Consider the following 21,699-nt stretch of genomic DNA (forward strand, 5'->3'; position numbering starts at 1 on the left):
CAGCCTAGCCGTGTCAAGCCTCTTCAGAAGGTGCGCGAACGGGTGATGACCGGGGTCGGTTCAGGTGGTCTCGATACCGGCCACGAACAGTCCCGGTGTCTCCGCGGCGGGACGCTCCCACCGGGTGGCGTAGTGGTCGAGGAAGATCTGCCCGACGAGCTCGCCGCGCGTGCGCACCCCGGTCTTGTCGAAAATGGACTTGAGGTGGTCCTGCACGGTGTACGGCGACATCGACAGCGCCTTGGAGATCTCCTTGGTGGGGCGCCCCTGGATGCACTGCATCGCCACGAGCGACTCGCGGTCGGTCAGCCCGTACGCCAAAGCGACCACGGGTGCGACGTCCTGCGGAGTGGCCGGATGGATGATCACCGCGGTCCGCCCGTCGGTGCCCAGACGGGTGCCGTACAACAACAACCACGTCCCGGAGCGCGTGCGAACGCGGGCGCGCGCGGCCAGTTCGAGCGGATCGGTACCGATGGGAATCCCCCTGGCGCGGGCGGCGATCGACTGCACGATCTTCGACTCGCTCGGGTGGTCCGGCGGCGGATCCTCCACGAGCTCGCCGATCCAGCGTTCCGCCGCGGCCGAGGTCGACTCCGGCTCTCCGGAAGCGTCGAACACCACGACACCCGGCCCCCAGTCCACCCGAGGGCCGGACAACGAGGCGGCGATCGTGCGACGCAGTCCGGCGCCGATGGACGGGGCCAGCGCGGACAACGCCGCCACGTCGGCCTCGGTGAAGCACGGCCGGTCCGCGTGCCGCAGGAAGGCCGCCGCTCCCCAGTAGACGCCGTCGACCACCAGCGAGACGCGCAGCTCGTCGCCGATGCCGTACGACTCGCGCGATCGGTGCCGGGCGGAGCGGCTCAGGTCGCCGTGCGTGTCGATGCTGCTCGCCCCGGCGATGCGGCCGCTGTTGGCGAGGAACGACCACTTGTTGACGTCGTCGACGACGTACTCGTAGTGCGCGAGCCAGGAGCCGGAACAGGCGATGTCGCGGTTGACGCTGCCGGTGAACAGGATCGTGCCGGGATCGACCGTGTGCCAGCAGTAGGCGTCGAACGGGAGGGCCGGCCGGAGCGTCTCCGAGACGCCCGCGGTGAAGTCGACCCAGGTCAACCGGGCCGCGTCGATGCGCGCGATCTCCGCCCGCACTCGGGGTACCAGCGCCACGCGTCGGAGACTACGCCGCGCCCGGCCACGCGCCACCCCCAGAAATCTGGCTCCCACCAGCGACGATCACCCAGCGTTCTGGGATGGTGGACGCCTCAAGAGCGGTCGCAGGCTCACAGCATGACGACTTCCGACATCGCCCCGGACCGAATCTTCCAGCTCGCCCAGGGGTTCATGGCCAGCAAGCACCTCTTCGCCGCCAACGAACTGGGCCTGTTCGAGGCCCTCGGCGAGGGCCCGGCCGATCTGGCCGGTCTCGCGGCTCGCACCGGCCTACCTCAACGCACGGCACGCATCAGCGCCGACGCCATGGTCGCGCTCGGCCTACTCGAAAAACATGGCGAGCAGTACGCGAACTCACCGGTGGCCGCGACGTTCCTGTCGGGCGCCACACCCGCCGACTTCAGACCGCTGCTGCGGTTCTGGGACAAGATCAGCTACCCGGCGTGGACCGATCTGGCCGGAGCTCTCGGACGCGGCAAACCCGCGCACGACATCACCGAGATCGACGACGAGCTCGTGCCCGTCGTGTCGGCCGGCATCGACGCCGCCACGGCCGGTGCGTGCCGCGCACTCCCTCACGTGGCCGCGTTGCCGCAGCAGAGCCGGGTGCTGGACATCGGAGGCGGAACGGGGTCGTGGTCCGTCGCCCTCGCGGACGCCGATCCCTCGCTCACCGCGACGGTGTTCGAGCTGCCGGGGGTGGCCGCCTTCGCCACGACACGGCTGCGCGACCACTCCCGGATCCAGGTGCACGTGGGAGATCTGCTGACCGACGATCTCCCGCAGGGCCACGACGTCTTCCTGATGGCCAACCTCATCCACTACTTCACGCCGGACACGAACCGCACGATCCTCCGCAAGATCCGAGCCGCCGCCGAACCCGGAGCACGCCTGCTGATCGCGGACTTCTGGACGGATCCGACGCACACAGCTCCGTTGCCCGCGGCCCTCATGGCCGGCGAGTTCGCGATCCACGTCAACGACGGTGACGTGTACAGCGTGGACGAAGGTTCCGCGTGGCTCGCTGAGTGCGGCTGGGCCTTCACCGGGCATCTCCCGCTGGCCGGCCCGATCAGCCTGGTGACCGCGGACGCGGTGTAGCTCAGAACCGCGCCAACGCCGCCCGCACGATGTCGAGAGCCTCATGCGGCGTGAGGCCCAGTTCCGCGGACATCGCCGCGTACTGGGCCGCCGCCGCACGCACTCGCTCTCTGTTGTTGTCACCGTTCGCGCTCACCACGGTGCCCGCGCGGCCCCGCGTCTCGACGAGGCCGGCCTCCTCCAGTTCGCGGTAGGCGCGGGCCACGGTGTTGACCGCCAGACCCAGGTCTTTCGCCAACGCGCGCACCGTAGGCAGCTTGGCGCCCACCGGCAGCTCTCGGTTCGAGATGGCGTGGGCGTAATGCACCCGCACCTGCTCGTACGGAGGTGTGTCCCCGTGGTGGTCGATCTTCACTGCACTCCGCCCCTCAACCCGCTTGTCACTACCTCTGTGTTGACCAACGGGTCAAAGCGGCGGAGGTTGCGGTCAATTCAGCGAATATGTGTCTGGTCCGCGCCCATCTGCAGGTACAGCTTCTTCCAGCCTTCGTCGGCTTCCGAAGCGCCTTTGCCGTCGCAGTAGGGCTTTGTGCCGTTCGAGGTGTAGTAGCGGAGGATGGATAACGAAACCACGGTGTCCCAATTACCTTCGTCGAAGTACTCCTCCCCCGGCGTCTGCTCCTGGTGCTTCATGCAGGAGATGTCGGACTGCTGTTCGTCGTCGAACTGAGCGGTGGCCGAACCGGACGTCGAACACGCTGCCAGTGCGAACAAGGCGGCCACGAACACGATGAGCTTCTTCATGATCCTTCTTCCTGAGAACTAACCGGCCAGCGCACGCGTGGCCAGACCGACTCCGACGAGCATCACCAGCGCCGCGGTGCCCAGCGGCGTGAAGTCCGCGTACTTGCGGAAACGGGCCAGGCGGTGGCTGAAGCGGTCTCGCAACGACACCAGCAGCAGCCCCGCGGCGGTCAGCGTCGCCGCCATTCCCAGCCCGTAGGCGAGCACCAGGATCACCCCGAACCACGTGCGGCCCAGCGCGATCGCTCCGAGCAGCACGACCAGCGCGGACGGGGACGGCACCAGGCCGCCCGCCACGCCCATTCCGACGAGCCCCGCCCGGCGGTGCCCATGACCATGTCCGTGTCCGTGGCCATGGCCGTGCCCATGACCGTGACCGTGTCCATGCCCATGGCCGTGGTCGTGCCGCTTACGACCACGGTTGCGCACCGCCGAGCGGAGCAGCACCCCTCCGATCACCGCGACCAGCAGACCGCTCGCCACGCCGAGCCAGCGGAGCACTGACTCACCGGCGATCGCGCTGGACACGCTGAGCAGCAGCCCCAGCACCAAAACCCCCGCTGTGTGGGTGATGGTCACCGTGGCCCCCACGAGGAGTGCGTCGCGGCGGGTACCCCTCGAACCCGCCAGATAGGCGGCCATCACGGTCTTGCCGTGGCCGGGCAGCAACGCGTGCGAAGCGCCCAGCACCAGAGACAGCAGGACCGCGCCTATCCCGACCACCGGGGTGAGATCACCCACCAGTCCGACGGCCGCCTTTGTGGCTTCTCCCAACGCACCGGGCGGGGTGACGACAGTTCCCTCGCCTGGTTGAGCGACAAATCGGACCGCCCGGACGTCCAGCGGCGACGACAACAGGTCGTCCGGGTAGTTCCGCAGTTCGTTCGTCACCGACTCGGACGGAGCGCCCGACACCGACACGTCGACACCGACGACGGTGATCTCGCGCCAGCCCGGCTTGTCCTTCAGGTACGAGTCGCTGAACGTGACCTCCACCTCGCCGCGCACCGGCAGCAACGCGGTGTACTCGCACGTCAGCCGCATCGTCGGCAGCCCGGCCTCACCGGGCGGCCGCACGACGTCCGCGTCCCGCACCTCGAACTTCAGCTCCTGCTCGTCCGCCATGGCGTTCAACGACTTCGCGCGTTCCGTGCAGCGCTTGCGGGCGTCGACGAAGTCCCGGTCCTGCAGGGTCGGGATCTCCGCACTGTCCACAACGGACCGCAGCTCGACGCGGTCGGGGAACACCCGCAGCCCGTCGTAGTGGTTCACGCTCAGGTTGCTCAACGGGTGGGCCTGCGCCACCCCGCCCATCAGCAGCAGGCCGAACAGCCCGAACACCGTCAGCAGGAACACCCTCATCGCAGACTCCCCAGAATCGCCTCGCGGTGCCGCAGAACCTCAGGGTCACGCCAGCCCAGCGCCACAGCCTTGTCGGAGTACTGCAGGGCTTCCGCCGACCGTTTGTTGACGTGCAGGGCCCACGAGAGAGCGTCCGCGGTGAAGACGCTCTGCCGCTTCGCCCACTCCTTCTCGGCGAACCGCAACGCCTCCGCGGGATCACCGTGGTCAGCCGCGATCAACGCGGCCGTCAGGTCGTCGCCACCCAGCGCCCGCAACTGCTGCAACGCGAGGTCGAACTGCGCTCGCGCTTCAGCGGGCTTGCCGGCCTTGTCCAACGCCTTGCCGTACTTCACGAGGTAGTCCGGCGACGGAGCCTTCGCCACGAGCCCGCGATAGACCTCCAGCGCCTCCTCGTTGGTCCGCCCCTTCAGCTCGTCGAGCTGGAAGCGGCAGAAGTCGCGTTCGGCCTCGGACGACGCCGACTCCAGCGCCCGGTTCAACGCCTCCCGTGCCTCGTCCACCCGGCCGTGCAGCTCGAAGTGGTACGCGGCGCGGGTGAACGACGCGACACCCGGCCGCAGGTCCAGCATGCGTTGCAGGGCAACAGAAGCACCGGCGTCGTCACCGAGCTGCGTCAGCGCGTCGACGAGCACTCCCTGCGCGGAAGCGTTGTCCGGCAACGCGGTCACCGCACGCTGTCCCCAGTCGCGGGCAGCGGCGAAGTCGTGCTTGGCGTTCGCCAGTGCACCACGACCGATGAACGCGTCACCGTTGCCTTCCGGCTTGAGCCGCAACGACTCGGTCAGAGCACGTTCGGCACGGGAGTAGTGCTGGGGATCGAAGGTGACGCGGGCCAGTTCGACGTGCGTCGCACCGAGCTGGGCCCACGCGGCAGCGTCCTGCGGGGTCCTGCGGAGCTTGGCCTGCAACGACTCGGCGTTGTGCTGCAAAGAAGAACTCGCGGACTGCTGGGCGGCGGGTGTTGCCGCCTGCGGGGAGGCACAGGCGGCAACGGCGAGCAAAGCTGCCAGCAGCGGAAGTGATTTCCACATGTCAGGCACCCTTGCCTAGTTGGAGTTGACCGCCCTGTTGCGAGGCAGTCCGACGTACGGGAACTTGTCCCCGAAGCGAACGTCGTTCTTGTCCACCCGGTCACCCTTGGCGAGAGCCGGCACGAGCTTGCCGGTCAGCGCCGCACCCACCACGGCCTGGATCTCGATGTCCACGACGTCGTCGGTGAGCCTGCGTCCGTTCGGGAACCCTTGGAGGTCACCGGCGAGCACACCGAGCCGGTTGGGATCCTTCGCGACCGGAACGCCCATGTTGAGGCGCAACATCTCCGACGGCTGGAACTTCTTCGGGTCGACGTCGGCGTTGTTCAGCTGCGAGTTGAGGTCGGCCTTGATAGGCCCGCCCGCCTTCGTGGTGATGCCCGTCAGGAAGATCTCCACCAGGTCGGCCCGCGGCGTCTTCGGTGCCGGGATGCCGTAGATCTGCTGGATCAGCCGCGCGAGCTCCGGGTCGTTCACCCGGTCCAGCAACGCCTGCACCTTCGCGTCGTTGACGGGCTGCAGCGCGTTGAAGGCGTCCTTGATCGGCGCCGACGCCACGACCTCGTTCACCAGCGGGTTGCCCAGCCTCGAGACCTGGACGAAGTCGCCCTGCGGGGTCGCCTTGCCGGGTTCGAGCTTGAGCGTGCGCTTCTCGGTGTCGCTCCACACGCCGATCACCGGGTTGCGCTTCGGGTCGCCCTTGAGCGCCAGCATCGTCTTCGGCACCTGGATCGCGATGGTGTTGACGTTGTAGCCCATCAGCGTGTCCTGGTTGACCTCCTTCAGGTTCCCGCCGTAGAGCAGGTCGAACACCCTGAGGTCGAGGAAGAAGGAGTCCTCCGACGGTCCCACGTACACCTGGCCGCCACCGGGGAGCTTGGACGTCGCCTGGTCCCTGATCGTCCCGAAGTTCGGGAACGACGCGGGCCCGGTGTTCGACGGCGCCGCCCTTCCGTTGCGCACCAACGTGGTCGTCTTGTTGCCCTCGATCAGCTCGAGGTTGTAGTTCTGCCGGAACAACAGGTTTTCGTCGTTGATCGAGGTGACGGGCCCGTTGTTGTAGAGGAAGGTCGGCGACTTCCCACCGCGCCGGTCGTCGGTGGTGAACGTGAACCGGAAGGTCTTGTCCGGCAACGCGTCGCCGTCGGCGTCGATGTTGAGGTCGTACCGCGCGTCCGTGGCCCACGGGTAGAAGTTGGGACCACCGTTGGGTTCCTGCAGCCCGAACCAGTTCGCGATGAGCGTGACGGTGTCGGGTCTGTCGGGACTGGTGAAGGCGTAGACGTCGGTGTTGTCCACGGCCGGGTCGGCCGCGATGAGCGGTGCTTCGCGGTGGCTGGAGGCTTGCGCCGCCGGGATCGCCGCCGCTGCCGCGACCACGACGGCGGCGATCGCGCCGCGCCGTAATCGCTGTTTCTTGCTAGTTGGCATTGTCCTGCTCCCTTCCCACGGCCGGGGATTCGGAAGCAGGACGCCTGCCGGTTCGAGCGCGTTACTTTCTTGTTATTCGGCGGCTTTCGGAGCAACGACGGTGCCACGAGCACGCGTTACGACGATTGGCGCAGCCAGCACGTCGGCGGCACTGGGCCCGCGATCCGGCGCCGACCGGCACACCACGCGCGCCTCGAACTCGATTTCCCGCGAGCGCTTTCCTATGCGCACCAACGTCGCCGACGCCTCGACGACGTCACCCGCCTGGATCGGCGCCACGAACTCGACGGAGCTGTACCCCGCGAACAGCCCCTCGTCCGAGTCCGTGTGGATCAGCAGTTCGGTGGCCACGTCACCGAACATGCCGAGCCCGTAGGCGCCGTCCACCAGGTTGCCGCCGTAGTGAGCGTGCGAATGCGGCACGTAACGGCGGTGCGTCACCTGGAAACCCTCGACCAAAGCCCCGCTCACGCGGCGACCCCCTTCTTCTCCTGCATCGCGTGCACCAGATAGCTGGCGACCTCACCCGGCGTGGTGCCTCTGCTGAACACCCGGTCCACGCCCAGCTCTCCTGCCATCAACGGATCGAACCGCGGACCGCCTGCGACGAGCAGCGGCCGCTTGTCCCCCATCGCCTCGCGGAACGCCGCGGACATCTCCTGCGTGTTCAGGATGTGCGCGTCCCGTTGCGTGACGACCTGCGAGATCAGCACGGCGTCGGCCTTCTCACTGCGGGCACTGCGCACCAGTTCGGGTACTGAGACCTGCGCGCCGAGGTTCACGACCTTCAGCTCGCGGTAGTACTCCAGGCCCTTCTCGCCCGCGAAGCCCTTGATGTTGAGGATCGCGTCGATGCCGACCGTGTGCGCGTCCGTGCCGATGCAGCCACCGACGACAACCAGCTTGCGCCGCAACACCTTCTTGAGCGTGGTGTTCACTTCGGACGGTGTCAGCAGCGGGTACTCGCGCTCGACCACCTTGACCTCGTCGAGGTCCACGAGGTGCTTCACCGAACCGTAGACGACGAAGAACGTGAAGTCGTCGCCGATCGGGTGCGAGTGGACCACCATCGCGGGGTCCATGCCCATCTTGTTCGCGAGCTGCTGCGCGGCGCCGTCCGCCTTGGGGCCGAAGGGAATCGGCAGCGTGAACGACGTCTGGATCATGCCGTCGCCGGTCGTGTCGCCGTACGGCCGCACGTACCTCTTGGACTCGCTCACTGCGCTGCCTCCAGCATCTCGCTCGCCGGGTTGAAGTAGCCGTCCGCCTTCTCGACCACGCCGTCCGCGCCCTTGCCCTTGTCCGCCGGGCGCTTCATGAGACCGAACGTGCCGTCCGCGATGGCGTTCAGCAGGCCCTCGTCCACGATGCGTTCGAGCAGATCCACGGCCTCACCGAGAACCTGGTGCGCGCGCTTGACGATCAGCCCGTCCGGTGCGGGACGGAAGTCCTCGGCGAGGCTGCCGGCCGCGTTGAGCACGTACCGGACGTTCTGCAGCGCGAGGTCGCGGTCGGACAGGAACGGCGTCACGACGGCTTCCGTCATCATGCCGACGAGCAAAATGGACTGTCCAGTCAGGACACCCGCGAGGTTGAAGAACCCGTCCAGCAGGTAGCCGTTGAAGACGTCACCCGTCATGTGCTTGGTGGGCGGCATCCACTTCAGCGGCGCGTCCGGGAACAGTTCGCGGGCCAGGAGTGCGTGGGCGAGCTCCAGGCGGAACGAGTCGGGCACCTTCGGGTTGATCTCGAAGGCGTGGCCGAGGCCCAGCAGGTGGTCGGGCAGTCCCGCCTCGTGGGCGAAGTGCTCGTTGAGGAGCTGGCTGACCGTGACCGTGTGCGCGGCGTCGACGGCGTCCGCGGTGGTGAGGTAGTTGTCCTCGCCGGTGTTGATGATGATGCCCGCGCGGGCGTGGACCTGGCGGGAGAAGCGCTGGTCGACGAACGTGCGGATCGGGTTGATGTCGCGGAAGAGGATCCCGTACATCGAGTCGTTCAGCATCATGTCGAGCCGCTGAAGTCCTGCCAGCACAGCGATTTCCGGCATGCAGAGACCCGACGCGTAGTTGGTCAGCCGCACGTACCGGCCGACCTCCTTCGACACGTCGTCGAGCGCGGCCCGCATGATGCGGAAGTTCTCCTGGGTGGCGTACGTGCCCGCGAAACCATGGTGCGTGGCGCCTTCCGGCACGTAGTCCAGGAGGCTCTGACCGGTCGAGCGGATCACCGCGATGATGTCGGCGCCCGCGCGTGCCGCGTTCTGGGCCTGCACGACGTCTTCGTCGATGTCGCCGGTCGCGACGATCAGGTAGATCCACGGCCGTTGCGCGGGATCGCCGAGTTTGCTGACCAGCTTGTCGCGCTGGACCTTGTTGCGGTCGACCGTCTTGAGGCCCTTGGCGACGGCGGACGTGGCGGCTTTCTTCGCGGCCGTCAGGTCCTTGCCCGTGGGAATCTTGAACTGGATCTGGCCCGCCGCGGTGGCTTCCGCGAGCTCGGTCAGGGTGCCGAGGTTGTTTTGACGCAGTGCGTGGAAAGCCGGAAGCACCACTCCGTGCTCCAGCCCGCACTGCTCGCGGACCGTGTCGATCACGCGGTTGACCCACGGCACGTCACCGGCGCGGTGAGTGGAGTCCGCGCCGGTGATGCCGGCCAGGCGAAGTGTGGCGCGCTCGACAGCGACGGTGGTGTGCGCCTTCGCGAGGGACACCACCGGTTCGGCCGCCCGCGCCGCGAGTTCGCGCGCGGTGGCCACCACCTTGGGATCCAGGTCGAGCAACGCCATCGAGTCACTTCCTCTCGTAGATTGTCCGGCCGTTCAGGACGGTTCGCACGCAGTCCGGCGCCGGGCCGGTCAGATCAGGCAGCCCGGGAACACCCGAGCGTGGATCGGTCGACCAGCGCTGCACCCGCGAGTCGCTCGCGGCCACGACGAGGTCACCCGTCTCCCACACCGCGTAGGTAGCGGGCGCGCCGGGCTGGAGCGTGCCGGTCAGGCCGTCGTCCACGCCCGCCGCACGCCAGCCGCCGCGAGTGTGGGCGGTGAACGCTGCTCGTGGCGAAATGCCATGGCCCTCGGTCTTGTGGTGCACCGCCGCGCGCACGGCCGCCCACGGGTCGATGGCGGTCACCGGGGTGTCCGAGCCGAACGCGAGTACGACGCCTGCTGCGGCGAGCTTCGAAAAGGGGTTCAGCCCCACTCCGCGCTCGCTTCCGAGCCGTTGCGCGTACATCCCAGTGGGGCCGCCCCACTCGGCGTCGAAAAGAGGCTGAACCGAGGCGATGACGCCCCACCCAGCCAGTTTGCGGGCCTGCTCGGCGTCGACCATCTCGACGTGCTCGAGGCGGTGGCGTGCGGAGGCCAGTTCGGGCGTGCCGAGGGCCTTCTCCGCGATCTCGAAGCCGTCGATGATCGCGGCCATGCCGGCGTCGCCGATGACGTGGAAGCCCGCCTGGATGCCCTCTTCGGTGCACTTGATGAGGTGGTCGGCGATCTGCTGGCCGTCCAGGTAGAGCGCGCCGGACGTCTCCGCGTCGGCGTAAGGCTCGGTCAGCGCGGCGGTGCGGGAGCCCAGCGCGCCGTCGACGAAGTGGTCGCCCGCGAGGCCGCGAACAGCGACGGAAGGCTTCTCGTGCGCACCCCAGTAGGCGACGATCTCGGGGCCGTCGGTGTGCTGGAGAAGCTCGCGCAGGTCGTCCTCGCCGGAGATGTCCGGACCGGCGCACTCGTGCACTGACGCGATGCCCATCGACGCGGCGTGGGCGAGGAAGGTCTTCTGCGCCGCCTGTCGCTGTTCGGGCGTGATCGCTGCTTTGGCAACGCGACGCACGACGTGATGGGCGGCGCGAGAGAGCGGGCCGTCGTCGTCGAAACCGTCGGCCGTGCGCGCGTCGTCCGTGATGAGGTTCGACGACACCAACGCCGAGTGCACGTCAATGCGCGACAGGTAGACGGTCTTGCCCTGCGCGGCCTCGTCGATCTCCGCGCGCGTCGGCGGCCGGTTCTCCTGCCATCGCGTCTCGTCCCAGCCGTGCCCCCACACCATCGGGCCTTCGGCGTCGCGGACCAGTCGGAGGATTTCCTCGACGGACGACGTGCGGGTCAGGTCAAGGCCGGTCAACAGCAGACCGGCACTCGTCGCATGGACGTGGGCGTCGACGAACGCGGGCGCGACGAACGCCCCGTGCAGGTCGATGACCTCTGCCTCGGGGTGCAGCGCGCGGCCCACCGAGTCCTGGCCGATCCACACGATGACGCCGTCCGTGACGGCCATGGCCGTCGCATCCGGTGCGTAGATGCGGCCGCCGACCAAAAGTTGCGTACTCACGTCACGCAGTCTGCCGTTGCTCGAACAGCGCCCGCACACCCGGCTGGGTCCTGATCAGGTCCAACGCGAACGCCGCGTGACCAGGCACATACCCGTTGCCGACGATCATCTCCACGTCGGCGGCCAGACCTTCGGCACCGAGGGCCGCGGCGCTGAACGACGTCGCCATCGAGAAGAAGATCACGGTGCCGCCGTCGCCGGTCGCGAGGATGGCGCCGTGCTCGCACCCCGGCACGTCCACACACACGACAGTGACATCAACCGGCTTACCGACAGCCTCCGCCACCGCGACCGGGTTGCGTGCGTCCGCGATGACGACCTCGTCCGCGAGGCCCGCCTTACGCACCTGGTCCGCTTCCTTCTCGGTCGGGACGAGAGCGACCAGGCGCGACGCACCGGCCTGACGCGCGGCCGCAAGAGAGAGCGACCCCGACTTGCCTCCACCGCCGAGCACCAGCACAGACCCACCGGAGTGCTTGCGGACCACCCGATCGGTGAGCGCCGGCGCCCCACACACGTCCAGCACCGACAGCGCCAGCTCGTTGGGCATGTCATCAGGCAACACGGCCGCGATCGACCGCCCGAACAGCACCGCGGTCCCCCGGCACGGCACCTGCTCGTCCTCGCCGTCCCAGTCCTGCAGGCCGTCGTTGATCTTCAACGGCGTGAGCGTGAGGCTGACCAGCGTCGCGATCCGGTCGCCCGCCTTCAGCCCGAGCGGCGACTCAGGCCCGACTTCGAGGACCGTGCCGAGCAGCATGCCGCCCGAGCCGGTGACCGGGTTCTGCATCTTGCCGCGCTCGCCGACGATGTCCAGCACAGCCTGCCGCACTGCGTCGCCAGTGCCATGCTGCTCCCTGAGCTGCCGGAACGACGCCGCGTCCAGGTTGAGCCGCTCGACCGCGACGATCACCTCGTCGGCCGCGGGAACCGGTTCCGCGTCCAGCCGCCACGCCTGCTGCGGCAGCACGCCGGCGGGTTCGAGGACGCGGTGCAGTCCGTACGCGCTCACCTGAAAATCCTTCGGTCGACGACGCTGTCTCGACAATATCTTCACGTGAGACGTCAAGATACCGCAAGCATCACTTGACGATCCGGGTCACAACCCCGCGTCCGAGCCCGCTGTCGAACCGGGATCCAACCCTGATCGAGACCGGCTCACTCACCTCGAACAGCACGACGACCGTGCCCCTGGCGGTCCCGGACAGAACGCCGCCGACAGAGGAACTGCCCCGCCAAAAACCGAAGTCGATGTCCGCGACCTCTGGAGTCGCGCCTTCTCGTGCCATGAGGACCGCACGGAACTGCGTGCACGCAACGGGGCTTCTGCCGTTTTGCCAGGGCGATTCGACCAGGCGCTGGATGACGTCCGCCAGTTCGAGCACCTTCTCGCCCGAGTCCGCGGTCACCACGGATGCATCGGGAAAGTCCGGCCCCAGGTCGAGGGAGACAGGGAAATCGGCGAAAGCGGGCATCACCGCGCCGGTCGCACACTGCACTCCGACCGAGTGAGCCAGGCCGATCTGCGCCTGCAGTACCGGCGTCATCCCCGCGCCTTCATCGGAAACGGCGACCACGCAATCGATCCGATGTGGCGACGTGACCAGGTACTCGACCGGATCACCGGAGTCGACCACCTCGAACGGTTCCTTGCCGAACGCCGTCCGCAACTGCTCGGTCAGCGCGCCCCTGGAGTCTCCCAGCAGAACCACCGTGCGACCCCGCGCCTCCTCGCGCAACGCCACTGCCGAGGCGTCGCCCTGAGCCAACCGGATGGCGTCCTCCGCACACGCCCAAGCTTGGTGCCACCCACCGGTGGCGAGCCAGTTGCGCCCCAACTGCACCAGCAGTGGCGCGATCTCGGCCGGAACGAGCGGGCCAGCTTGGTCGACCAATGCGTCCAAATGCGGTCGTGCGCGCTCGAGTCCCCGTCGATCCTCAGGCAGTCGCACCATCGACGCGACTTCCTCGGCACCGAGGAAGTCCCGCACAAACCGCCCTACGAGGGGATTCAGCTCGAAGCCGGCCGGTACGCGCCTGACCAACGACCACCGGGTCAAGGCAGCCTCGTCCGCGACGTCCCGCAGGAGTGAGTCCGGGATCGGCGACTGACCGAGGAACGACAGCGCCTTCAACAGTCTGATCGCGAAGGGGTTCAGAGGGAGGAGGGCATCCCTCAACGTCCGGTCCACCGACAGGTCGCCGTGCCGCACGAAACCCACCCCGCGCTCGTCGAGCGAGGCCAAGTAGTCCCGCACCGACCCACCGTTCTCGCCCAACTGGCCCCTGGCGCAGGCCAGTGCCAGCGGGAGGTCGCCCAGTACCTCGGCGAGGTCATCCGCGTCCGGCACGTCCAGGTACCGCACGGACTCGGCACGGGGCAGCGGGCCGACCTCGACCACCGACTCGGCATCGCCCCAGTCCCGGTTGCGCGTCGTCACGAGGACCGTGCCCGAGCCGCTGCGAGGCAGTGACGCGTCCTCGGCGCTCTCGAATCCGTCGTAGATCAGCAGGTAGTTGTCGTCCTCCAGCTCGTCCAGCACGCGATCGGCCGACGAGCCCACGAACTTCGCCAGCGCCGCGATGTCGTCGTCCTGGGTATCAGCCCGGATGAGCCACACAAAGCTGTAGTCACCGTAGTAGTCGATGGCGTACCGGATCGCGAACGTCGTCTTACCGCTGCCCGGCGGGCCGGCGAGCACCGTGATCGGTGCCCGCACCTGTTCGGGCAGGCCGTCGCGCGGCACGAGGTCGTCCGGCACCGCGGGGAGGTTGGTGAAGGTGGTGCGATCTTCCTCGAGGTCCGCGGCGGTCACGAAGCCCAGCCGTGCCAGCAGTTCCCTCTGGGCCTCGCCAGCCGTCATGCCGACGACGTCGAGCACCTGCTTGTCCTCGAGGAACGCGGAGGGCGTGGCGTCCTCGACGCGCACCGCGAGGAACGGAATGCCCTTCGCCACCGCATCGGCCCACTCTCTCTCCACCGCTGCCGACTGAACGGAGTTCCACGACCACACCCCGACGACGTAGCCGACACGAGCGCCGAAGGGTCTTTCAGGAACACCGACCAGAGGACGTTCGCCGACACTCCGCAACGCTTCGGCCAGAGGCTTGGCCCACACCAGGTCCTCAGCCGCACAGCTCACCAGAATCGGGTGCCGCAGGCGCTCCTGCGCGGACTCCTCGGCTACCGCCACCGTGTCGACGATCGACAGGTAGGCCTCGATCGCCACGCCACGGAAGGTGTCCTGGACACCCACATCCAGGGTGAGCAGCCTCTCCAGCCCCGGATACAGCTCGGCATACCGCTCCATCAGCCCGCTCACCGCGGCGTCGGGCTTCACCTCCGGCTGCCGATAGGCCTGTTCCAGCCGGGCCAGGAGCGAGTGGTCGTTGACGGCGGCCCGGTACACCTGCCGGAACTGAGCCTGCATCACCACGAGCTTGGCCAGCACCGACGGCACCGGTTTCAAGTCCGCGGACAGGTCCTTCAAGAGCAGGAACGCCTGCACCGTGCGTTTGATGCGCCGCGGGTTGTACGGCGCGGTGCCGCGCAGGATCGGCAGGCAGGCCAGCACATCCGGGTCCGACGACATCTTGCGGATGTACGAGTCGACCTTGCCCGCGGCCGGAGGTGGCAGCGAGTACGGCAACTGCACGATCTTCTCGAAGAACGTCTCGCCGAGTTCGCCGACCGCCGACAGGTCCTTGTACTTCACCCGGATCGCGTGCTCGATCACCTCCCGGTCGACCGCGAGCAGGAACACGCAGCCGGGCTCGTCGAGGAACAGCTTGATCGTCTCGATGATCTGCAGGGTCTGTTCCGGCAGGCAGCGGTCCAGGTCGTCGATGATCACGACCAGGGGTTTGCGCGGGTACACGACCTTCAGCACGCCTTGGAACTCGGCGGTGAAGTCGTCGATCAGCGCGGTCTGCGACCGGTGCTCGCGACGCCGCCGGAACGCCCCCAGGTCGGCGCCCAGCCGCACGTCGAACAGCTTCAGCAGCGCTTCCGGCTTCGTGCCCAGCGCCGCCACGACCCCCACCAGCACCCTGACCAGCGGATCGGCGAGCAGGGGTTTGTTCGCGAACCAGCCGGTGATCGGGTTGCCGGCGACCGGGACGAGGCTGACCGCGACGAGAACCAGCGCGGTGAGCATCGCGATCTTGAAGGCGATCGCGAGAAGCTTGCGGAACAACTCGAAGAAGCCCGCGCGGAAGTCGATCGAGCGCAGCCAGATGCGCAGGCGCACGTCCGGGACGCGGTACCAGGGCACGGAGCGGCGGGCGTCGACGACGATCTTCTCGATGAGGGCGGCCCACAGGTTGTCGTCGCGGGCGTACTTCCAGGCGTTGAACCAGATCGGCCGCACGCCCTCTTCGGTGAGCTTCTTCTCGATCAACCGCAGGAACGTGGTCTTGCCGCTGCCCCACTCGCCGTAGACGCCGATGGTCCAGGGCGTGCCGGAGCGGTCGATCTCGGCGATGGTCCGCGCGAGCGGCTCCGTGAACCGGTCGAAGCCGAGTTCGTCGGTCGTGGCGGGCTTGTCGGACGACGCAGACACACTCTGTTGTCGCCCGGCTACCTGCTTTCGCTACCTCGTGCGGAGGTCGCGGCACCTGAGTCCGAACTTTTTTCTTCGAACCGTTGAACCGATCCCGAACAGCGTCCGTGTGGATGGCAGCACCCTCGCGGAGGAGGAACGGCGATGTTCAACGAGACCCGGATCGGCACCGCCACCGTCGTCGAGTTCATCAGGCCGGACGGCACGGTCGAGCCGATGAACGTCGACCTCCAGTACCGCTCGGACGATCCGCACGCCGTGACAATGCGGTTCCAGGCCCGGGACCAGGAGTCGACCTGGGTGTGCGGGCGCGAGCTGCTGTCGGACGGGCTGCTGTCGCCCGCGGGCATCGGGGACGTGCGGTTGCGGCCGGACCACGGGGACGTGCTCGTGCTGGAGCTCTTCACCGAGGACTCGCACGCGGTGTTCCACCTGTCGGCCGACGAGCTCGGCCGGTTCCTCGACTCCACCTACGCGGTCGTGCCGGCCGGGCGTGAGGCGCTCGACTTCGACCTGCTGCTGAAGGACCTGCTCGCCTAGCGGCGTTCCGGGACGTTCCGCGACGTTCCGGAACAGGCGTTTCTCCCCCTCGGCTCGGGCAAGGTTCCGCCCGGCTCCGGAGCACCGGGGCGTTAGGCGGAACGTAAGGGGAGATGATGCGGACCTTCCTCCGTCGGGGGTTCCCGGCACTCGCGGCGCTGTTCGGGGCGCTCGCGCTGGTTCTCGGCCTGTCCGGCACGGCGTCGGCGGCCTCGGCGTCGTTCTACGCGCCGAGCATCCCGTGGAGCACGTCGACGAGCCCGAGCCAGCCGTGGACGAACTCGACCAACATCTGCTTCGGCGGCGGCCACTGCGGTGGTTCCGGCAGCAACGTGACCGTGCGGACGCCCGCCGCGTACATCAACTCGGTGCACGTGAACGTCCACGACAACGTCAGCAACGTGCACAAGGGCACGGTCTACGTGTTCGTCGACGAGGTGCTGGTGGGGTCCGCCGACGTCCTCGCCGGCGGCAGCATCAGCGACTTCCCGGTCAACCGGGTCGGCTCGACGATCAAGGTGGCCGCGGCGCCGCACCCGTCGGCGTGGTCGGACGAGGTCGTGCTGCTGGGCATGCTGGTTCTCTAGGTTTCTTGCGGCTGCGGGCGGTCCTGGACCGTCCGCAGCTGTTCTTGTGCGCGTTCGGCTGCTTTGTGGTTCCCGATCGCCTGGTGCAGCGCGAGGGCTTTGTAGGTGACCGCGATCGCCTCGTCACGACGACCCAGTCCCGCGTAGCAGGCGCCGAGGCTCGCCAGCACGTCGCCGCGGGCCGCGTGGTCCTCGACGTCCGCGTACAGGTCGCGGGCGCGTTCCAGCACTTCCAGGGCATCGGCGAACCTTTCAGCGCGGTTGTGGGTTTCGCCGAGGTTCGCGAGTGCTCTGGCCTGGGTCTCGGCGTCGAAACGGCCTCGCGCGACGAGCACGAACCGTTGCGCGCCATACGTGACGACCAGCTCGTTCAGCGCGTTTCGGCTCGTCACGACGACGACGGACGACCCACTGCCCGGCAGCAACGGCAGCACCTGCTCCGCGTCACGCGCGTCGTCCAGCACGAGCAGGACGCGCCGCCGTGCGATCGTGGTGCGCCACAACGAGATTTGCTCGCCGGGCGCTGCCGGTGGCTGGACGCCCAGGGCACGCAGCAGAGACGCCGGTTCCGGGTGGTGAGCGCGCAGGTCGAGGTACAGCACGCCGTCGGGGAAGCGGCCGGCGTTCCGGTGGGCCCAGCGCACCACCAGCGCCGTCTTGCCGACGCCCGCCGGGCCGGTGACGACGGAGATCGGTTCCTCGCCCAGCTCCAGCTCGCCTTCGAATCCGTGCGGCACTGGTGGCAGCTGCATCGGGGTGAGCTCGGGCCGTTTCGTGACGCGGCGGGCTTCCTCGACGCGGTCGCGGGCGGTGGCGAGCTCGGCCTGTTCTTCATCGCTGGCCCCGAAAATGCCGATCAGGACGTCGAACCTGTCGGTCGGCGGCAACGTCACGCCGTTGAGGTACTCGGAGATGCGGCCGACGGCGTACCCCGACTTCGCCGCGATCTCGCGGACCGTGAGCTCCCTGTCGTTCTGCGATCTCGCGTGTCTTCGTCTGAGCGCCCGCAGCTGTGCCGCCAACTGCTCGGCCGTGGTCACGTCGTCCATCCGCTCTCCCTCGTCGGGGTCAGAGGCGCAACCCCAGGACGAGCTTGTCAGCCGAGTCGATCACGCGGAAGCCGAGGTGCTCCCAGAATCCGATGCCGTGCGTGTTCTGGTGCCGCACGTGCACATGAACGCCCTTCTCCAGACGTTCGAGCACGGTGCGCACGAGCTTTCCGCCGAACCCCTTGCCCTTCGCGCGCGGGAGGAGGTTCGCGTGCATGTGTGCCGGATAGTCCTTGACCAGCGTCGGATCGACCCTGACCGGGTGGTGGATGTGCTGCACGACGCGGTTCGGGTTGGGTCTGAGCGGATATCTCACCCGCAGGTCGGGCCACCAGTCACGTTCGCAGCGGTCCTCGAACGCCTCGCTGTCGGACGCCGCGATCGCGTAACCACACACGCCCTCGTCGTCCTCGACGACGAATGCGAGGTCAGGCTCGAACGCCACATACGGTCCGACGTAGGCGTGTCCGAGCAGACGAGGGTCATCGAACAGATGGCGCGCACCCAGGCCACCGTTGCCGGTGTCGAGGCAGATGTCGTAGAGCGCGTCCAGGTCAGCGGGCCGGTACGCGCGGATCACGTCAGCTCGCGCCGATCCGTGATGATCACCGGCTCCACGTCGACCACTTCACCGTCGACGACCTGACCGGGCCCGAAGCGCCGCTCGTGCTCGAACTTGAGCGCCGCCGCCTCGGCCTTGCGCGCGATCCGGCGGCTCACGATCTTGCGCGTGGGCGGGAACAGCAGGAACAACGCCGCCACGTCGCTGATGAACCCAGGCACCATGATCAACGCCCCGGCCGCCGCGATGAGCACGCCGTCGGCCATCTCCTGGTGCGGCTGCTGACGCTTCCACACGGCCTCGCTGAACGCGGCCATCGTCTGCGCCCCTTGCCTGCGCACGAGCTGAAGGCCGACCAGGGTGCCGACCAGCAGGAGCGCGATCATCCACAGCCCGCCGATGGCGTTGCCAACGGCGATCATGACCGCGATCTCGGCGAACATCCCGACGAGCACCAGCGCGAAGACAGGCATGCCTTTTGAACGCACAAGCCGCCCGGTTTGCTCCCGGCCCGCCCTCGACCAGCACTTGAGCTGAAATATTTACGGCGCGCTAGCGATATGACAGGATATCTTTACGCGACCTCGACGCTGAGGAGTACGGATGACTGCGCTGCACGACGCCCCCACGGCGTTGGAACGGCTGGACCGCCAGCCGTACACGTACGTGCGCCGTGAGCTGGTCGAACCCGACTGGCGGCGCTTCCCGGGCTGGTCCCACGTGACCGACGCCCAGTGGCGCGACGCCCAGTGGCAGCGCGTGAACTGCGTGAAGAACGTCAAGCAGCTCCGCAAGGTCACCGGCGACCTGCTGAGCGAGAAGTTCTACGACGACCTGGCCGCGGACATGGACGGTTTCGCGACCATGTCGATGCTGATCCCGCCGCAGATGCTCAACACCATGGCGGTAGACGCGGCCCCGGCCGACTTCACCGACGCCTTCCTGGCCGACCCGGTCCGCCGCTACATGCTCCCGGTGAAGTCCGACCGCGACGTGCGCTGGCCGTCCCACCCGCACTCCCAGCGCGACTCGCTGCACGAGGCCGAGATGTGGGTCGTCGAAGGCCTGACCCACCGCTACCCCACCAAGGTCCTGGCCGAAATGGTCTCGACCTGCCCCCAGTACTGCGGCCACTGCACCCGCATGGACCTGGTAGGCAACTCGACGCCCTTGATCGACAAGCACAAGCTGTCTTTGAAGCCCGTCGACCGCCAAGACCAGATGATCGAGTACCTGAAGAAGACCCCAGGCGTCCGCGACGTCGTCGTCTCAGGCGGCGACGTGGCCAACGTCCCGTGGCCGCAGCTCGAGTCGTTCCTGATGCGCCTGCTGGACATCGAAACGGTCCGCGACATCCGCCTGGCCACCAAGGCCCTGGCCGGTCTCCCCCAGCACTGGCTCCAGCCCCGCGTGGTCGAGGGCCTGGAGCGAGTGGCCCGCACAGCCTCCCGCCGCGGCGTGAACCTCGCCATCCACACACACGTCAACCACGCGCAGTCGGTGACACCTCTCGTCGCCGAGGCCGCGCGGACGGCGTTGGAGGTCGGCGTTCGGGACGTGCGCAACCAGGGCGTGCTGATGAAGGGCGTCAACGCGACGCCGGACGACCTGCTGGACCTTTGCTTTGCGCTGCAAGGGGAAGCGAACATCCTCCCCTACTACTTCTACATGTGCGACATGATCCCCAACGCCGAGCACTGGAGGGTGTCGGTGTGGGAGGCACAGGAGCTGCAGCACGCGATCATGGGCTACCTGCCTGGGTACGCGACGCCGCGCATTGTGTGCGACGTGCCGTACGTCGGTAAGCGGTGGGTGCACCAGCTCGAGGGGTATGACCGCGAGCTCGGAATTTCCTACTGGACCAAGAACTACCGCACCGGGATCGAGCTCGAAGACCCCGAGGCGTTGGACCGCCGGTACCCGTACTACGACCCGATCTCGACTTTGGGCGAGGCCGGCCAGAAGTGGTGGTCGGACCAGGCCTGACAGGTCGCGATGGGGCCGTTTCCGGGTCAACTTCCGGGGGCGGCCCCATCGACATGTTTTGCCTGTAGCGCTATGTCGACGTTCGCGGCAGCAGACCACGCAACGCCACCGCGAAGAGTCATCTCGCCTTCAGCAAGCCGGCGATGAGCTACCCAGGCATGTGGGCTCCTTGCGCGACCTCGTGATTCAGCTCGACCCGCTCACGGCACGAGGTGACCAATGCACGTTCCGCCGTTGTCGTCGCTGTTCGTCGCGTCTGCCATGCAGGTCGGCATTCTTCAGCCGTGCTCCAGTGAACACCGCCCCGCCTGTACGCAGCCTCAAGGTCAGAGCAAGCATGCCGCGACCTTGCGGCCACCCATGTGCCACGCCGTAGTTAAGCGGCTTCCAGGACGAAGAACATGAAGCTCAGGAAGGCCCCGGAGGGGAACCTCGCCATCTCGTCGGGAAAGAGTTCGTGGGCTTCCGGCGCCGGAGGCGGCTCGCTGATGACGGCGGTGCGGAAGCCTGCCGCGGTGAAGGCATCGGTCATCGCGTGCAGCGGCCGGTGCCAGTAGGTGAGCACGGCCTTCTGGCCGTTGAAGTCGTACTCCTCGGACCACTTGGTGGTCGCGAAGTAGTCCGTCTCGCGATGCACCATCTTGAGGAGGATGGGGTGGTTGACGACCACGATCAGCCGGCCACCGGGCTTCAGCACCCGCCGCAGCTCAGCCAGAGGTGCGGTCCAGTCCTCCAGGTAGTGCAGCACCAAAGCGGCGACGGTGTCGTCGAACGCGCCGTCGGGGTACGGCAGCGGGCCCGTTATGTCGGCGACCCGCAGGTCCACGTCGTCGCCGAGCCGCTGCCGGGCCAGCTCCACCATCTTGGCGCTGCGGTCGAAGCCGCTCACGACGGCTCCCCGATCACGTAGCGCCGCGGACACAGGACCAGCACCGCAGCCGGCGTCGAGAATTCGTCGACCGGCCACGTCGCCGGCCAGGTCCACGATCGCGGGCCGGACGTAGTAGGCGTTGAGGAGGCTGGTCTCGTTCTCGGCCGTGTACGCCTCGGCGAAGCCGTCGTAGTCGTTCTCCACGGCTGGAGCGGCGATGACGGCGGAGCTCTCGGGAATGGCAGGCATGTTTCCCATACTGCCCAGTGATCAATCAGGGTGCCAGGAGATCATCTCCCTCGCCAATCGCCCGCTTGGGCAGCGCGCTCCCATCAGCCCAGGTGAACGGCGATTCCAGGTCGCGAC

20 protein-coding genes are annotated in these 21,699 nt (G+C 67.9%); 4 read left to right on the forward strand and 16 right to left on the reverse strand.

The features are described from left to right. Positions 1-60: 60 nt before the first annotated feature. Positions 61-1,173: a LuxR C-terminal-related transcriptional regulator gene (locus tag AB0M24_RS16400; RefSeq protein ID WP_363767330.1), complete on the reverse strand. Its 1,113-nt coding sequence runs from the start codon at positions 1,171-1,173 to the stop codon at positions 61-63. A gap of 120 nt (positions 1,174-1,293) precedes the next feature. Here AB0M24_RS16400 and AB0M24_RS16405 point away from each other — a divergent pair, with 120 nt between their 5' ends. After that, positions 1,294-2,277, forward strand: a complete 984-nt coding sequence (locus tag AB0M24_RS16405) for a methyltransferase (protein WP_363767333.1) — start codon at positions 1,294-1,296, stop codon at positions 2,275-2,277. A gap of 1 nt (position 2,278) precedes the next feature. Here AB0M24_RS16405 and AB0M24_RS16410 read toward each other — a convergent pair whose 3' ends face one another. From AB0M24_RS16410 to AB0M24_RS16460, 11 genes are all read right to left on the reverse strand, one after another. Beyond that, positions 2,279-2,632: a GntR family transcriptional regulator gene (locus AB0M24_RS16410; protein WP_363767336.1), complete on the reverse strand. Its 354-nt coding sequence runs from the start codon at positions 2,630-2,632 to the stop codon at positions 2,279-2,281. A 77-nt stretch (positions 2,633-2,709) separates the two neighbouring features. Further along, positions 2,710-3,021 (reverse strand): hypothetical protein, encoded by a 312-nt coding sequence (locus tag AB0M24_RS16415; RefSeq protein WP_363767339.1) that lies wholly within the window; start codon positions 3,019-3,021, stop codon positions 2,710-2,712. Positions 3,022-3,039: 18 nt separating this feature from the next. After that, positions 3,040-4,383 (reverse strand): sulfite exporter TauE/SafE family protein, encoded by a 1,344-nt coding sequence (locus AB0M24_RS16420; RefSeq protein ID WP_363767342.1) that lies wholly within the window; start codon positions 4,381-4,383, stop codon positions 3,040-3,042. Beyond that, positions 4,380-5,417, reverse strand: a complete 1,038-nt coding sequence (locus tag AB0M24_RS16425) for a tetratricopeptide repeat protein (RefSeq protein ID WP_363767345.1) — start codon at positions 5,415-5,417, stop codon at positions 4,380-4,382. Before AB0M24_RS16425 ends, AB0M24_RS16420 begins: the two co-directional genes overlap by 4 nt. A 15-nt stretch (positions 5,418-5,432) precedes the next feature. Continuing rightward, entirely contained in the window at positions 5,433-6,848 is a 1,416-nt protein-coding gene (locus AB0M24_RS16430; RefSeq protein ID WP_363767348.1) for a DUF4331 domain-containing protein, read from the reverse strand. Between the two features lie 72 nt (positions 6,849-6,920). Continuing rightward, entirely contained in the window at positions 6,921-7,319 is a 399-nt protein-coding gene (locus AB0M24_RS16435) for a hotdog fold domain-containing protein (RefSeq protein ID WP_363767351.1), read from the reverse strand. Further along, positions 7,316-8,068, reverse strand: a complete 753-nt coding sequence (locus AB0M24_RS16440) for an OAM dimerization domain-containing protein (protein WP_363767354.1) — start codon at positions 8,066-8,068, stop codon at positions 7,316-7,318. The genes AB0M24_RS16435 and AB0M24_RS16440 overlap by 4 nt, the downstream gene beginning before the upstream one ends. Further along, positions 8,065-9,633, reverse strand: coding sequence for a lysine 5,6-aminomutase subunit alpha (locus tag AB0M24_RS16445; protein ID WP_363767357.1), 1,569 nt, complete (start codon positions 9,631-9,633; stop codon positions 8,065-8,067). Before AB0M24_RS16445 ends, AB0M24_RS16440 begins: the two co-directional genes overlap by 4 nt. A 4-nt stretch (positions 9,634-9,637) precedes the next feature. Continuing rightward, positions 9,638-11,185, reverse strand: a complete 1,548-nt coding sequence (locus AB0M24_RS16450) for an amidohydrolase (protein ID WP_363768259.1) — start codon at positions 11,183-11,185, stop codon at positions 9,638-9,640. Then, the gene (locus AB0M24_RS16455) at positions 11,178-12,188 is read right to left on the reverse strand and encodes an L-erythro-3,5-diaminohexanoate dehydrogenase (protein ID WP_363767360.1); all 1,011 of its coding nucleotides are present in this window, start codon (positions 12,186-12,188) and stop codon (positions 11,178-11,180) included. The genes AB0M24_RS16450 and AB0M24_RS16455 overlap by 8 nt, the downstream gene beginning before the upstream one ends. 70 nt (positions 12,189-12,258) lie before the next feature. Continuing rightward, positions 12,259-15,738, reverse strand: a complete 3,480-nt coding sequence (locus AB0M24_RS16460) for a P-loop NTPase fold protein (RefSeq protein ID WP_363767363.1) — start codon at positions 15,736-15,738, stop codon at positions 12,259-12,261. A 144-nt stretch (positions 15,739-15,882) separates the two neighbouring features. Between AB0M24_RS16460 and AB0M24_RS16465 the strand changes: the two genes are divergently transcribed. Next, a complete protein-coding gene (locus AB0M24_RS16465; protein ID WP_363767366.1) occupies positions 15,883-16,278 on the forward strand; it encodes an SsgA family sporulation/cell division regulator in 396 nt (131 codons plus the stop codon). A gap of 116 nt (positions 16,279-16,394) precedes the next feature. Beyond that, complete coding sequence (locus tag AB0M24_RS16470) at positions 16,395-16,865, forward strand: hypothetical protein (RefSeq protein WP_363767368.1); 471 nt, start codon at positions 16,395-16,397, stop codon at positions 16,863-16,865. Here AB0M24_RS16470 and AB0M24_RS16475 read toward each other — a convergent pair. The 3 genes from AB0M24_RS16475 to AB0M24_RS16485 are packed head-to-tail and all read right to left on the reverse strand — an operon-like array spanning position 16,862 to position 18,949. Beyond that, entirely contained in the window at positions 16,862-17,914 is a 1,053-nt protein-coding gene (locus tag AB0M24_RS16475; protein ID WP_363767371.1) for a tetratricopeptide repeat protein, read from the reverse strand. The genes AB0M24_RS16470 and AB0M24_RS16475 overlap by 4 nt on opposite strands. A gap of 19 nt (positions 17,915-17,933) precedes the next feature. After that, positions 17,934-18,494: a GNAT family N-acetyltransferase gene (locus AB0M24_RS16480; RefSeq protein WP_363767374.1), complete on the reverse strand. Its 561-nt coding sequence runs from the start codon at positions 18,492-18,494 to the stop codon at positions 17,934-17,936. Further along, positions 18,491-18,949: an FxsA family protein gene (locus AB0M24_RS16485; RefSeq protein ID WP_363767377.1), complete on the reverse strand. Its 459-nt coding sequence runs from the start codon at positions 18,947-18,949 to the stop codon at positions 18,491-18,493. The genes AB0M24_RS16480 and AB0M24_RS16485 overlap by 4 nt, the downstream gene beginning before the upstream one ends. A 130-nt stretch (positions 18,950-19,079) precedes the next feature. Between AB0M24_RS16485 and AB0M24_RS16490 the strand changes: the two genes are divergently transcribed. Next, a complete protein-coding gene (locus AB0M24_RS16490; protein ID WP_363767379.1) occupies positions 19,080-20,462 on the forward strand; it encodes a lysine 2,3-aminomutase in 1,383 nt (460 codons plus the stop codon). Positions 20,463-20,838: 376 nt separating this feature from the next. On the opposite strand, the gene AB0M24_RS16495 is transcribed toward AB0M24_RS16490, so the two are convergent. Continuing rightward, complete coding sequence (locus tag AB0M24_RS16495) at positions 20,839-21,582, reverse strand: class I SAM-dependent methyltransferase (protein WP_363767382.1); 744 nt, start codon at positions 21,580-21,582, stop codon at positions 20,839-20,841. Between the last annotated feature and the right edge of the window lie 117 nt (positions 21,583-21,699).

Source organism: Lentzea sp. NPDC051838, assembly GCF_040681245.1.
GTDB lineage: Bacteria > Actinomycetota > Actinomycetes > Mycobacteriales > Pseudonocardiaceae > Lentzea.